Here is a 12,862-nt window from a genome sequence, read left to right as displayed (position 1 = left end):
AGCTGCATCGGGGCGCCCGGCGCGCCGGGGGCGTGCGACGGGTCGAAGGCGTCGCCGCGCTTGCCGGGGCGGCCGGCGCCCGGATTGCCGCCGTTGACGGGCCCCGACGGCGCGGGCGCGGCCGAGGGCTTGCCGCCCTTGCCCTCGTTCAGGCGGTACTCGACGTCCTCCTGGAACTTGCGCAGCTGCTCCTTGAGCTGGCGGTTCTCGTACTGGAGGGTCTCGATCTGCCCGGCCATCATCCGGGACTGGTTCTCGATGCGACCGAGGCGCACCACCAGTTCCGAAGCGTCCTGCGCGGCGGCCGGGTGGCCGAGGAGCACGGCACCGACGGCGGTGGCGAGGGCGAGGCGGGTGCGAAGACGGGCGGGCATGGTTCGGCTGCGGTCCGGTGTCGGCGCGAGGCCCTATCAGATGCGCCGCACCGCGGCAAAACTGCGGCGCGGGTCGAAGGAGTGATCGAGAGCATCGATCGGAGGCGGCGGCCGAGAGCCGCCTCCGGGCTCGTTCGCGCGGCGGCCTACGCGCCGGCGCCGCGGTCGAGGACGATCACCGCGCGGCGGTTCTGCGACCAGCAGGAGATGTCGTTGCACACCGCCACCGGCCGCTCCTTGCCGTACGACACGGTCCGCATCCGGCTCGCCGCGATGCCGCGGGTGGCGAGGTAGTCGTTCACCGCCTGGGCCCGGCGGGCGCCGAGGGAGAAGTTGTACTCGCGGGTGCCGCGCTCGTCGGCGTGGCCCTCGATGATGAAGGTGTAGCGCGGGTAGCGCTGCAGCCACGCGGCCTGCTTGTCGAGGGTCGCGGTCGCGGTCGGCGTCAGGTCGGTGGAGTCCGACTCGAAGAAGACCCGGTCGCCGATATTGACGACGAAGTCCTGCGCGCTGCCCGGGGTCGCGGCGCCCGCCCCGAAGGCGGAGGCGTCGGCGAGGTCCTTGTCGTTGCTGCAGGCGCCCAGGCCGAGGGCGGCGACGAGCGCGAGGCCGAGGGCGGCGGCGCGGAAACGCTGGGGCATGGTCTGAAAAACTCCTCGAGCGGTGCCGAAGGCCGGCTGCTGGTCTTCGAGGCGGGTCCGCGTATTCCTGGCGCCGTTGGTAGGCGGGGTTGGTTAAGCGACGGTTCCGCCGGGCGGCGCGGGGGCGTGGTGACGGTCCGCACCGATCGACGGCGTGCGCTGACGCACCCGGACGCGCCCGGAATGCGGCGGCGGCGGGGCGGCGGCCCGCGAGGCGCCATTTCGGCCGCCCCGGTTGCGGCGCTGCAACAGGCGCCGGGCCTCCGCCGGTAACGGTCGCGGGCCGGGCTTTAAGAGATCCTCAACCCTATCGGTCCCTTATCGGCGGGCCGAAGACCGGACCTCCCGCATGCGCCCCGCCCAGAGCGTCCTCATCGTCGAGGACAGCTACCTGCTCCTCGAGATCGTCGCGAGCCTGTGCGAGACGCACGGCATCCGGGTGATCGAAGCCTCGACGGGCGAGGCCGCGCTGACCGTCCTGCGCGACCGGGGCGCGGCGATCGACTGGCTGTTCACCGACATCCACCTGCCCGGGCTGATCGACGGCTGGACGGTGGCCCACGCCTTCCGGGCGATCCACCCGGACCGGCCGGTGGTCTACACCTCGACCGACACGCACGGCCGCAGCGGCGTGCCGGGCAGCCTGTTCCTGCGCAAGCCCTTCCAGATGCAGGAGGTCAACCGCCTGGTCCGGATGATGGTCGAGGGCCTGGGCGAGGCCGGCTCCGACAGCCGGCTCTGCGCGGCGGGCTGAGTCCCGGACCCATCCGAGCGGGACCGTCGTCGCGCGCAGCGACGCGTCCGCCGGCTGGACACCGCGGCTCCCGGAGGCCGCCTCAGCCGCCCCGGAACAGCGCGACGATCTCCGGCGCGGCGAGCCAGGCCTCGACCCGCGGGCAGGCGAGATCCCCGGGGGGCATCGCGTCGTAGAGGGCGAAGCTCGCCGCGACGAAGCCCGGCAGGTCGTAGAGCACCGGGAAGTCGTCGCCCCGCGGCTTGGTCTTGAACAGGTACGAGCCGGTCAGGCCGAAATGCTCGGCGATGGGCGGGTAGATCGGCCAGACCACGTCCTGGGCCAGCTCGTCGCCGAGGTAATCCTCGATCTCCACGGGCTCGGGCGCGAGCCCGTTCTCCTGCAGCAGCCGCCGCGCGATGTCGCCGAGGACGTGGACCTTGGGATGGTTCATCAGGTGCATGAAGGCGCCGCGGCGCGCCCAGCGGGTCACCTCGCGCTCCAGCCCGAAACCCAGGGCGTCGGCCGCGCCGACGAGCTCGCGCACCGCCGGATCCCAGTGGTCGAGGTAGCCCAGGCGGGCGAACACGTCCTCGCGGAACAGGGCGGCCGCGCGGCCGGCATCGAGGCCGAGCCGGTGGGCGGTGACGACGATCGCCGAGTGGTACTGGCCCAGCGGCGACGGCGTCAGCTTCAGCGCGGCGAGGTCCGAGGCCTGCCCGACATAGACCATGTCCGGGTGGAAGGCCGAGAACACGATCGACGGGAACAGCTTGAGCCGCGGGTCGGCCGCGCGCACAGTGGCGGCGTCGCCGCCGGGGATCAGCCCGGCCGGGAAAGCCTGCGAGAAGACGTGGTCGTGGGCGCGCAGGGTCCGGATCAAGCCGTCGACATGGCCGTGGTCGCGCTTCAGCGAGCCCATGGGCAGGTAGCGGACCGGGCTCTTCGGCGCGAGCAGGCGCATGGCCCGGGCGATGCCCCGGGCCTGGCAATTGCCCAGCACCGCGATGCTCGGCCCGTCACGGGTCGTGGCGGTGCGGGCGCGGTTCCGCCATGGTGTCGCCCAGGTGGGGGCCCAACGGGTAGGCGTCCAATCGGGCGCCGAGCGGGTGAACGCGCTGCGGGCGCGCCGGGGCAGGTCGTTCAGGGCCACGTCGCGTGCCGGTGTCAGCGGACGGAACAGCGCCCCCGAGGGCCTGCCGCCGTCGTGAAGAAGAGGGTTCGAAGATGGCGTTGAATCCGTATACGGGTCTACCGGCCGAGCGATTCTGGCGCAAGGTCGTCACCAACGTGCCGCCCTTCGCGGTCAATCCGCACCCGAAGGACACGTTCGTGATCGGGCCGACCGACAAGGTCGCCACCGGCGGCTCGTGCTTCGCCCAGCGGGTGGCCGAGGCGGTGCGCGGCGCCGGGTTCAACTACTACCTGACCGAGCCGCCGACCCCCGGCATGAGCGCCGAGGAGGCCAATGCCCGCCAGTTCGGCACGTTCTCGGCGCGCTACGGCAACCTCTACTACACGCGCCAGTTCGTGCAGCTGTTCGACCGGGCCTACGGCAAGTTCGAGCCGGAGCTGAAGGCGTGGCTGCGCGACGACGGCCGCTACGTCGACCCGTTCCGCCCGACCGTCGAGCCGGCGGGCTTCGCCAGCGAGGCCGAGGTGGTCGCGGCGCGCGACGCGCACCTCGCCGAGGTGCGCCGCCTGTTCGAGACGCTCGACGTGTTCGTGCTGACGCTCGGCCTCACCGAGGGCTGGCGCTGGCGGGCCGACGGCGCGGCGCTGCCGCTCGCCCCCGGCGTCGCGGGCGGCACGTTCGACCCCGCGCTCTACGAGTGCGTGAATGCCGGCGCGGGCGAGGTGCTCGGCGACCTCAACGGCTTCCTCGACCGGCTCTGGAGCGTGAACCCGAAGGCGCGGGTGATCTTCACGGTCTCGCCGGTGCCGATGATCGCCACCTACATGGACCGGCACGTGATGGAGTCGAACAGCTACTCCAAGTCGGTGCTGCGGGTGGCGGCCGGCGAGGTGGTCGGCCGCGGCGACCCGCGGGCGGTCTACTTCCCCGCCTACGACATCGTCACGAGCAACGTGAATGCCGGGCGCTACTACAACGAGGACCAGCGCACCATCAACGACGCGGGCGTGCGCCACGTCATGCGCCTGTTCCTGGCGACCTTCGCCCGCGACCGGGTCTCGCCGGCGCCGACCCACGCCCCCGTCGACCTCGCGGCCGAGTTCGAGGGCAATGCCGGCGTGATCTGCGACGAGGAGGAGATCGAGCGCAGCGTGGCGTGACGGGGGGGCGCCGAGATCGTCACCGGAGCGGCCGCGGCCATCGGGCGGCCTGCATCGTCTCCACGAGCGTAGCGAAGTGACCCAGGGCAACGCGACATCGACAGTCGTGTCGCTGCCTGGATTGCTTCGCTCCGCTCGCAAAGACGGCAGCGCTCCGAAGATCCCGCCGGGCAACCGCTCGAGCCCTTCGCGACCGTCACGGCGGCCGGGGCGATCCCGCGTTTGCCTCCCGCCCGGCCTTTCGGGCAAGCTCGGCCGGCCCGGGCGCCCCGCCCTTCCGGAGACGAACCCCTTGAGCCTGCCCCCGCCCCGCCGCGCCGACCACGACATCGATCCGGTCTTCGTGAAGCGGCACTCGCCCCGCGCCTTCACGGGCGAGGCCCTGCCCGAATCCGAGCTGATGCGGATGATCGAGGCGGCGCGCTGGTCGCCCTCCGCCTACAACTCGCAGCCCTGGCGCTTCCTCTACGCGCTCCGGGGCGACGCTCACTGGGACACGTTCTTCGACCTGCTGGTGCCCGGCAATCAGAAATGGGTGTCCGGCACCGGCGCGATCCTGTTCCTGGTCTCGAACGGGTTCATGAAGGTCGGCGACGAGCTGAAGCCCTCCTACAGCCACTCCTTCGACGCCGGCACCGCCTCGCTGGCCTTCCAGCTCCAGGCGATCCACCAGGGCTGGCACGCCCACGGCATGGTCGGGTTCGACCACGTCCGCGCGCCCGCGGTGCTGCGCCTGCCCGAGAACCACCGGATCGAGGCCGCCTTCGCGGTCGGCCGCAAGACGCCCGAGGCGGACCTCACCGAGGAGCAGCGGCCCCGCGAGACCCCGAACGGCCGCCGGCCGATCACCGACTTCACCATCGCGGGACCGTTCCCGCGGGCCGCCGGCTGAGGCGGGCCGGAACCCGCTCGGACGGCCGGGGATTGGCTCCGCATCGCGACGCCGTCGCAGGTCCGTGGGCGCAGGCCCACGGGCTCGACCCGGGCCGGCAGGGGGCCGCCGCCGCGCGCCTCCTGTCCGCCCTCCGACGCTTCGGGAGCTGGCTCATGGATCCGTCCGACACCGCCGCGTCCGACCCGTTCCGGGACGACGGGCCGTTCGACCCCGTCCCCGGGCTGCAGGCCGTCGCCGACCGCCACGGGGTCAGCCCGGACGCGGTGCGCCACCTGGTCCGGGCCCTCGAGCGCGGCCACGGCACGATGGCGCAGTTCGACCATCCCGATCTCGGCGGGATGGGGCAGTGGTTTTCCGGCGGGATGGTGATGGTCGGCCGGATGTTCGACGACGCGCTGAAGGCGCGGGTCGACGCGCTCTGCACCGAGCTGGCCGGCGCGCTCCCGGCGGGGGGCTTCTCGGAGGCCGCGCCCGCGGCGCGCCGCGGCGGCGGCGAGTGGTGGCCGGCCGGCCTCGGGGATCCGGCCAGCACCGGCGCGCAGAACGGGCTGCGCTACGCCTATTTCCCGGACAGAAGGAGGCTCGCCGTCGACGCGGGGTCCGGGGTCGCGCTGTACGATACCGGCGAGCACCGCATCACCGGCGTCTCCCAGGCGAACGGCAGCCTCGGCTTCACGGGACCTTCCGGGGCCGTCGCCCTCGACCGCCTGCGCCGGATCGAGGCGGAGGTCGCGGCGCCGCGCCAAGCGGATCCGGGTCAAGCGGATCCGGCCGAGATCCCGGCGAAGGCCGCCCACACCGCTTCGCCGGCCGCTGCGGCCGCCCCTCCGGCCGCCCCGGACCGGTCGTCTCCGGACGCGATCCTCGCGACCATCGAGCGGCTGGCCGACCTGCACGCGCGCGGCGTGCTCACCGACGCGGAGTTCGCGACCAAGAAAGCGGAGCTGCTGGCACGGCTGTGAAGGGCGCCCGGCCGCCGCACCCTGCGCCCCGTCCTGAGGCGCGGAGGCCGCGCGGGATGCGGGCGCGGATCGGACCTGCCGGGTCCGGACGGCCTCAGGCGATGCCGACGCGCAGCAGGTCGTGGACGTGCACGATGCCGACCGGTCGGCCGTCGGTGACGGCGAAGACCGCCGTGATCAGCCGGCGGTTCATCAGCTCCAGCGCGGCCTGAGCCAGCTTGTGGGGCTCCACGGTCACCGGGTCCCGGGTCATGACCGTCGAGACCGGCGTGTCGAGGAGCGCCGGACCCATGTGGCGGCGCAGGTCGCCGTCCGTGACGATGCCGACGAGGCGCCCGGCCGCGTCCGTGACGCCGACGCAGCCGTAGCGCCGGGCCGCGATCTCGATCAGCACCTCGGACATGAGGGCGGTCTCGTGCACCAGCGGCATGTCCTGGGGGCCGTGCATCACCTGCTGCACCGTCCTGAGGCGGGCCGCGAGGGTGCCGCCCGGATGCAGGGTGTGGAAGCGCGCCGAGGTGAAGCCGCGCCGCTCCAGGAGCGCCACCGCCAGGGCGTCGCCCAGCGCCAGCTGGATCAGGCTGGAGGAGGTCGGCGCGAGGTCGTGCGGGCAGGATTCCCGCACGCGGGGCAGTTCCAGCAGCACGTCGGCGGCCTTGCCCAGGGTGCTCTCGCCGTTGCGGGTGATCGCCACCAGGGGGATCGAGAACCGGCGGCTGAAGCCGACGAGGTCGGACAGTTCCGCGGTCTCCCCCGACCAGGACAGCGCGATGATGACGTCGTCGCGGGCGATCATCCCGAGGTCGCCGTGGCTCGCCTCGGTCGGGTGGACGAAGAAGGCGTGCGTGCCGGTGGAGGCCAGCGTCGCGGCGATCTTGCGCCCGACATGCCCGCTCTTGCCGATGCCGCTGACGATGACGCGGCCCTTGCTCTGCAGGATGGTCTGCACCGCCTCCTCGAAGGCCGCGCCGAGCCGGCCCTGGAAGGCCGCGCTCGCCTCCTGCAGGGCCGCGATGCCGAGCTGGAGGCTGCGGATCCCGAGGTCGCGGGTGGTGGCGAGATGCGCCGACGGCGCGTCGTAGCGGTCGTCGCGCAGGGCGCTGGAGGCGGGAGCGTTCATCGTGTCCGTTCTTGACCCGTCGACCGGATCCGGCACCGGGGGCCGGAATCGGGGAGCGGCGCAGCGAGGCGTCTCCGGCGACGCTAGGCAGCCGTCGTGGTTGAAATGTGACGCGGGGACGACGCAGCGCCGCACGCCGGTTGAAGGCGCGGCCGCCGGGGTCCATGCTCCCGGCACGCCATCCCGCGCGCCGTCCCGCGCCGCGGGCTCCAGGAGGGCAAGAGCCCCATGACCATCCGCTTCCCCGACCCCGATCCCGCGATCCTCGCCCGCCGCGAGGCGATCCTGGCCGGCCTCGCGCCCCTGGTCGCGCCGGAGGCGCTGGTGGTCAGCGAGGACGAGCGCCGGGCGTTCGAGACCGACGGGCTCACCGCCTACCGGCAGATGCCGCTCGCCGTAGTGCTGCCCTCCACCACCGCGGAGGTCGCCGCCGTGATGGCCTACTGCCACGCCAACGGCGTGCGGGTCGTGCCCCGGGGCGCCGGCACGTCGCTCGCGGGCGGCGCCATCGCGCAGGCCGACGCGATCATCCTCGGCGTCGGCAAGATGACCCAGGTCCTCGACATGGACTTCGCCAACCGCACCGCCCGGGTGCAGAGCGGCATCACCAACCTGGCGATCTCCGGGGCGGTCAGCCACGAGGGCTTCTTCTACGCCCCCGATCCGTCGAGCCAGCTCGCCTGCACGATCGCCGGCAACATCGCGATGAATTCGGGCGGCGCGCACTGCCTGAAATACGGCGTGACCACCAACAACCTGCTCGGCGTCACCCTGGTGCTCAACGACGGCACCGTCGTGGAGATCGGCGGACAGAACCTCGACAGCGGCGGCTACGACCTGCTCGGCCTCGTCTGCGGCTCGGAGGGGCAGCTCGGCATCGTCACCGAGGCGACCGTGCGGATCCTGCGCGCCGCCGAGGGCGCGCGCCCGGTGCTGGTCGGCTTCTCGAAGGTCGAGGACGCGGGCGACTGCGTCGCGGCGATCATCGCGGCCGGGATCATCCCGGTGGCGATCGAGTACATGGACCGCGAGGCGATCCTCATCACCGAGGACTTCGCCCAGGCCGGCTACCCGCGCGACGCCGAGGCGATGCTGATCATCGAGGTCGAGGGCTCGGACGCCGAGTGCGACGCGATGCTGGCCCGGATCGAGACGATCGCCCGGGATTTCCGCCCGACCAGCCTGCGCGTCTCGCGCTCGGAGGCGGAATCGGCCGCGATCTGGAAGGGCCGCAAGTCGGCCTTCGGGGCCACCGGCCGGATCTCCGACTACATCTGCATGGACGGGACGATCCCCACCGGCCAGCTCGGGCCGGTGCTGGAGCGGATCGGGGCGATCTGCGCCGAGAAGGGCCTGCGGGTCGCCAACGTGTTCCACGCGGGCGACGGCAACCTGCACCCGCTGATCCTGTTCGACATCAACAGGCCCGGCGAGTTGCAGAAGGCCGAGGCCGCGGGCGACGAGATCCTGAAGCTCTGCGTCGAGGTCGGCGGCTGCCTCACCGGCGAGCACGGGGTCGGCATCGAGAAGCGCGAATTGATGCGCTTCCAGTACGACCAGGTCGATCTCGAGCAGCAGATGCGGGTCAAGGCGGTGTTCGATCCGGACTGGATGCTGAACCCCGCCAAGGTGTTCCCGCTGGACGGGCGCCTCGCGGCCTGAGCCGCGCCCCGCGAGGGGTCCGGCCGAGAGGTCTGGCGAACAGGTCCGGACCGGTGCGGGCGCGATCGTCTCCGATCGCCCGCCCCCGTCCGGGCCTCGCGGCCGCGCTCAGGCGGCCTCGACCTTGCGGCTCGCCCGGGTCTTGGTCGCGGCGGTCTTGCGGCGACCGGAGGCGGGGGCGGAGGCGGGAGCGGCAGCCTCCTCCTCGGCGGCCGCCTTGTCGGCCGCCGGGGACCGGCCCGGCTGGCCGAGGCCGAGGCTCTTGGCGAGCGCCGAGCGCTGCGCCGAGTAGTTCGCCGAGGTGGTCGGGTAATCGGCCGGCAGGCCGTAGCGCTCGCGGTAGGTCTGCGGATCGAGACCGTGCTTGGTCAGGTGACGCTTCAGCGTCTTGTACGACTTCCCGTCGATGAAGCTGACCAGCCCGTCGGGGCGGATCGACTTGCGGATCTGGGCGGGCGTCGGCCGCTCGACGCTCTCGGTCGCCGGAGCGACGGGGCCGGCCCCGATCGTGTTCAGCGCCTCGTGGATGCTCGCGATCAGGGCCGGCAATTCGGCCGAGGGCAGCGAGTTGTTGGAAACGTAGGCCGCGACGACGTCCACGGTCCGCTCGATGAAATCCAATTGCGATGTCGGCGCAGCTTCTGACATTCTCTCATTCCTCGGCACAAATGCCTGATGGGATCCCCACTTTTCGCGAGTTAAGTCAGCGTCCGAAAAATGCAAGCCGCGCCATACAATTATCTGTGATGAGACCGAAGTCTAACTCTGCATCGCGCGGCGAGGCTTACAGGGTATGGTTGCATTGGCGGCACTTAAGGGACACTTCTGAGACGCTTTATCGGTGTCCGCCCGGCGAATTCTAGTCGCTTCCTCGAAGCGGGTTTTCGCAGCCGGCAGAGACCTTTACCCTCGAGTCAGGGGCCGGCCCTAGACGATCGTATACGGTTGCCGCCCGGTCGTGCGGGCACAATGCGCAATCTTCGTACAGTTGTGCGAGCGCCGGGCGAGGCCCTGCGTCATTTTCGCAACCCGCGCGGCCTCAGGCGAAAGTCTTGCGCGGATCGAAGGCGTCCCGCACGGCCTCGCCGGCGAAGACGAGCAGGCTCAACATCACGGCGATGACCAGGAAACCGGTCAATCCGAGCCACGGCGCGGTCAGATTGTCCTTGCCCTGCGCGAGAAGCTCTCCGAGGGACGGCGAGCCCGGCGGCAGGCCGAAGCCGAGGAAGTCGAGCGAGGTCAGGGTGGTGATCGAGCCGTTCAGGATGAACGGCAGGAAGGTCAGCGTCGCCACCATGGCGTTCGGCAGCAGGTGGACCGTCATGATCCGGATATTCGACAGGCCCAGCGCCCGGGCGGCCCGGACATACTCGAAGTTCCGCGCCCGCAGGAACTCGGCGCGCACCACGCTCACCAGCGCGACCCAGGAGAACAGCAGCATGATCCCGAGCAGGACGAAGAAGCCCGGGGCGATGAAGGCCGAGATGATGATGATCAGGTAGAGGGTCGGGATGCCGCCCCAGACCTCGATGAAGCGCTGGAAGGCGAGATCGACCCAGCCGCCGAAATAGCCCTGCACGGCCCCCGCGATGACCCCGATGACCGACGAGACCGCGGCCAGGATCAGACCGAACAGGACCGAGATGCGGAAGCCGTAGATCACCCGCGCCAGCACGTCCCGCGTGGTGTTGTCGGTGCCGAGCCAGTGCCAGGGAATGTCCGCGCAGGTCGAGCCGCCGAGCTTCTCGGCGACGGGCTTGCACTGCGCGTCCGTGAGCATCCAGGTCGGCGGCGACGGCGACGGCGTCGGCAGGTCCTCGTTGATCGTGTCGTACGCGTACGGGATCGGCGGCCACAGCGCCCAGCCGTTCGCCGCGATCTCCCGGCGGATCTCGGGGGAGCGGTAGTCGGTCGTGGCGAGGAAGCCACCGAACTTCTCCTCCGGATAGTCGACCAGGACCGGGACCAGCCACTCGCCCTTGTAGGACATCACGATCGGGCGGTCGTTGGCGATGAACTCCGCGAACAGGCTCAGCACGAACAGGACCGTGAAGATCACGAACGATCCGTAGCCGAGCCGGTTGCGGCGGAAATTGTCGAGGCGGCGCCGGTTGAGCGGCGACAGCCGGGCGCGGCGGCCGGCGGTCCCGGGCAGGACCGGCGGCGGCGCGCCCTCGTCCGGCCGCAGGACCAGCGGCTGGGCACCGGGCATCGGCGCGGGCACGACCTCGCTGTCGCCGGGACGCGTGACCTCGTTCATCCGTGCTGCCTCCCGAGCGGCGTCGCGCGCGCACCGGCCGCCCCGTTATCCGGGCGGCCCCGCGACCGGTCGGCCGCGGGGCGGAGGCCGGGAAGGCTCAGCCGTCGAGCCGGGTCGCGGTGCCGTCGATCTCGGTGGGACGCAGGTTGCCGCTGCGCTCCAGCCAGCGGCGCAGCAGCCGGACGTTGCGGCGGTTGGCCTTGAAGGCGGCGTCGAACAGGTCGCCCGCCACCGGCACGGCGCCGATCAGCCCGTCGAAGGCCACGTTCAGGCCCATCCGGGCCACCAGCCAGCGCGGCGCCCCGAGGCGCTTCGCCTCGTAGACGATGAAGGACGAGATCACCATGCCGGCCAGATCGCCGATCACCGGCACGAGGCCGATCAGCGCGTCGAACCCGACCCGCCGGTTGATGCCCGGGATGACGAAGGCGGTGTCCATCAGGTGGGCCAGCGTCTCCAGCCGGGCGAGGCTCGCCTCCCGGCCGAGATCCGCCGACAGGTAGGGGGGCCGGGTGCCGGCGCGGGTCTCGCCCCCGGGGAAGGTCTCGGCACGGGCGAAACGCCCGGCCTGGGCAGCCTGGGTGAAGTCCATGGTCGGGATCCGTCGGGAAGCCATCGTCCCCAACGATGTGGCCCCCCGCCGGGATCCCCGCAAGGATGGCGCCCGCTCGGCGCGCGCGGTCCGCCGTGATGCCCGCCGTGATGCCCGTCCTGCTGCCCGTCATGCCGTCCCTCGAGCCGATCCTCATGCCCCGGCCCCCGGGAGCCCGCGCATGCGGTCGAGCGCCGCATCCAGGGTCGCGTCGTCCTTGGCGAAGCAGAGCCGGACGAGGCCGCGCACGGAGGCGTCCGGGTAGAAGGCGCTCACGGGAATCGCCGCGACGCCGTGACGGGTGACGAGGGCCTCGCAGAAGGCCACGTCGTCGGCGTGGCCGCGGGCGGCGATGTCGATGTTGAGGAACCACGTGGCCCGGGCCGGCAGCACGGTGAAGCCGAGGCCGCGCAGGCCGTCCGCGAGTCGGTCGCGGGACCGGGCGTAGCCGGCCCGCATCGCCTCGAACCACGGGGCCGGCTTGCCCAGCCCGTAGGCCACCGCCTCCTGGAGGTTCGGGGGCGTCGTGAAGGTCAGGAACTGGTGCGCCTTGGCGAGCCCGCGCATCAGCCGGGCATCGGCCATCACGAAGCCGACCTTCCAGCCGGTGAGAGAGAAGATCTTGCCGGCCGAGCCGATCTTGACGGTCCGCTCCCGCATCCCGGGCAGCGCCATCAGCGGCCGGTGGCGCGCGCCGTCGAACACCACGTGCTCCCAGACCTCGTCGCAGAGGGCGGTCACGTCGAAGCGCTGGCAGTAGCGGGCGAGCAGGTCGAGGTCCTCGGGCGCGAACAGGGTGGCGCTCGGGTTGAGGGGGTTGTTCAGCACCACGACCCGGGTCCGCGCCCCGAAGGCCTCCGCGAGCGCGGCCTCGTCGAGGCGAAAGGCCGGAGGCCGGAGCGCCACGACCCGTGGCACGCCGCCCGCCCGCCGGACCAGGGGCAGGTAGGCGTCGTACATGGGCGCGAACAGCACGACCTCGTCGCCGGGCTCGATCAGCGCCAGGAGCGCGCCGGCCAGGGCCTCGGTCGCCCCGGAGGTGACCATCACCTCGGTCTCCGGATCAAGGGCGAGGCCCTGGTGCTGCGCGTAGTGGGCCGCGACCGCCTCGCGCAGGGCCGGCAGGCCCATCATCGGCGGGTACTGGTTCCAGCCGTCCAGCAGCGCCCGCGCGCCCCGCTCGCGGACATCCGCCGGTCCGGGATCGTCCGGGAATCCCTGGCCGAGATTGATCGCACCGTGGACCCGCGCGAGACGCGACATGGTCTCGAACACGGTCGTAGGCAGCGCGTCGAAGACGGGGTTGATGACGGCGGACCTCATGCGGC

13 protein-coding genes are annotated in these 12,862 nt (G+C 72.1%); 5 read left to right on the top strand and 8 right to left on the bottom strand.

What is annotated here, in order from left to right; translation table 11 throughout:
• Both ACLBYE_RS15360 and pal read right to left on the bottom strand, forming a co-directional pair.
• Positions 1–374: YbgF trimerization domain-containing protein (locus ACLBYE_RS15360; protein WP_447694820.1), on the bottom strand; the 374-nt coding region annotated here is incomplete at its 3' end.
• Positions 375–520: 146 nt separating this feature from the next.
• The gene (pal, locus tag ACLBYE_RS15355) at positions 521–1,015 is read right to left on the bottom strand and encodes a peptidoglycan-associated lipoprotein Pal (RefSeq protein ID WP_012321252.1); all 495 of its coding nucleotides are present in this window, start codon (positions 1,013–1,015) and stop codon (positions 521–523) included.
• 349 nt (positions 1,016–1,364) lie between these two features.
• On the opposite strand from pal, the gene ACLBYE_RS15350 reads away from it, so the two are divergent.
• Complete coding sequence (locus ACLBYE_RS15350; protein WP_056533685.1) at positions 1,365–1,769, top strand: response regulator; 405 nt, start codon at positions 1,365–1,367, stop codon at positions 1,767–1,769.
• 82 nt (positions 1,770–1,851) lie between these two features.
• Here ACLBYE_RS15350 and ACLBYE_RS15345 read toward each other — a convergent pair whose 3' ends face one another.
• The gene (locus ACLBYE_RS15345; protein ID WP_447694819.1) at positions 1,852–2,901 is read right to left on the bottom strand and encodes a WcbI family polysaccharide biosynthesis putative acetyltransferase; all 1,050 of its coding nucleotides are present in this window, start codon (positions 2,899–2,901) and stop codon (positions 1,852–1,854) included.
• A 74-nt stretch (positions 2,902–2,975) separates the two neighbouring features.
• Between ACLBYE_RS15345 and ACLBYE_RS15340 the strand changes: the two genes are divergently transcribed.
• The 3 genes from ACLBYE_RS15340 to ACLBYE_RS15330 all read left to right on the top strand — a co-directional run bounded on the left by ACLBYE_RS15340 (position 2,976) and on the right by ACLBYE_RS15330 (position 5,900).
• Positions 2,976–4,043 (top strand): GSCFA domain-containing protein, encoded by a 1,068-nt coding sequence (locus ACLBYE_RS15340; RefSeq protein ID WP_447694818.1) that lies wholly within the window; start codon positions 2,976–2,978, stop codon positions 4,041–4,043.
• A gap of 292 nt (positions 4,044–4,335) precedes the next feature.
• Entirely contained in the window at positions 4,336–4,935 is a 600-nt protein-coding gene (locus ACLBYE_RS15335) for a nitroreductase family protein (protein WP_447694817.1), read from the top strand.
• Positions 4,936–5,090: 155 nt separating this feature from the next.
• The gene (locus tag ACLBYE_RS15330; protein ID WP_447694816.1) at positions 5,091–5,900 is read left to right on the top strand and encodes an SHOCT domain-containing protein; all 810 of its coding nucleotides are present in this window, start codon (positions 5,091–5,093) and stop codon (positions 5,898–5,900) included.
• Between the two features lie 94 nt (positions 5,901–5,994).
• Here the strand turns inward: ACLBYE_RS15330 and ACLBYE_RS15325 are convergent, their stop codons facing one another.
• Positions 5,995–7,020: a KpsF/GutQ family sugar-phosphate isomerase gene (locus ACLBYE_RS15325; RefSeq protein ID WP_273560757.1), complete on the bottom strand. Its 1,026-nt coding sequence runs from the start codon at positions 7,018–7,020 to the stop codon at positions 5,995–5,997.
• 228 nt (positions 7,021–7,248) lie between these two features.
• Between ACLBYE_RS15325 and ACLBYE_RS15320 the strand changes: the two genes are divergently transcribed.
• Positions 7,249–8,682, top strand: a complete 1,434-nt coding sequence (locus ACLBYE_RS15320) for an FAD-linked oxidase C-terminal domain-containing protein (RefSeq protein ID WP_447694815.1) — start codon at positions 7,249–7,251, stop codon at positions 8,680–8,682.
• Positions 8,683–8,790: 108 nt separating this feature from the next.
• On the opposite strand, the gene ACLBYE_RS15315 is transcribed toward ACLBYE_RS15320, so the two are convergent.
• The 4 genes from ACLBYE_RS15315 to ACLBYE_RS15300 form a co-directional block, all read right to left on the bottom strand.
• Positions 8,791–9,330 (bottom strand): MucR family transcriptional regulator, encoded by a 540-nt coding sequence (locus ACLBYE_RS15315; protein ID WP_447694814.1) that lies wholly within the window; start codon positions 9,328–9,330, stop codon positions 8,791–8,793.
• Positions 9,331–9,721: 391 nt separating this feature from the next.
• Positions 9,722–10,942, bottom strand: a complete 1,221-nt coding sequence (locus ACLBYE_RS15310) for an ABC transporter permease (RefSeq protein WP_447694813.1) — start codon at positions 10,940–10,942, stop codon at positions 9,722–9,724.
• 97 nt (positions 10,943–11,039) lie between these two features.
• On the bottom strand, positions 11,040–11,534 hold the full coding sequence (locus tag ACLBYE_RS15305) for a DUF4112 domain-containing protein (RefSeq protein ID WP_020094022.1): 495 nt from the start codon (positions 11,532–11,534) through the stop codon (positions 11,040–11,042).
• 153 nt (positions 11,535–11,687) lie between these two features.
• Positions 11,688–12,857 carry an aminotransferase gene (locus ACLBYE_RS15300; RefSeq protein ID WP_447694812.1) on the bottom strand — a complete coding sequence of 390 codons (1,170 nt, stop codon included), beginning with the start codon at positions 12,855–12,857 and terminating at the stop codon, positions 11,688–11,690.
• Between the last annotated feature and the right edge of the window lie 5 nt (positions 12,858–12,862).

Source organism: Methylobacterium sp. A52T, from assembly GCF_053346095.1.
Note: the sequence above shows the minus strand (reverse complement) of the source record. Positions and strands in the feature narration are given on the sequence as shown.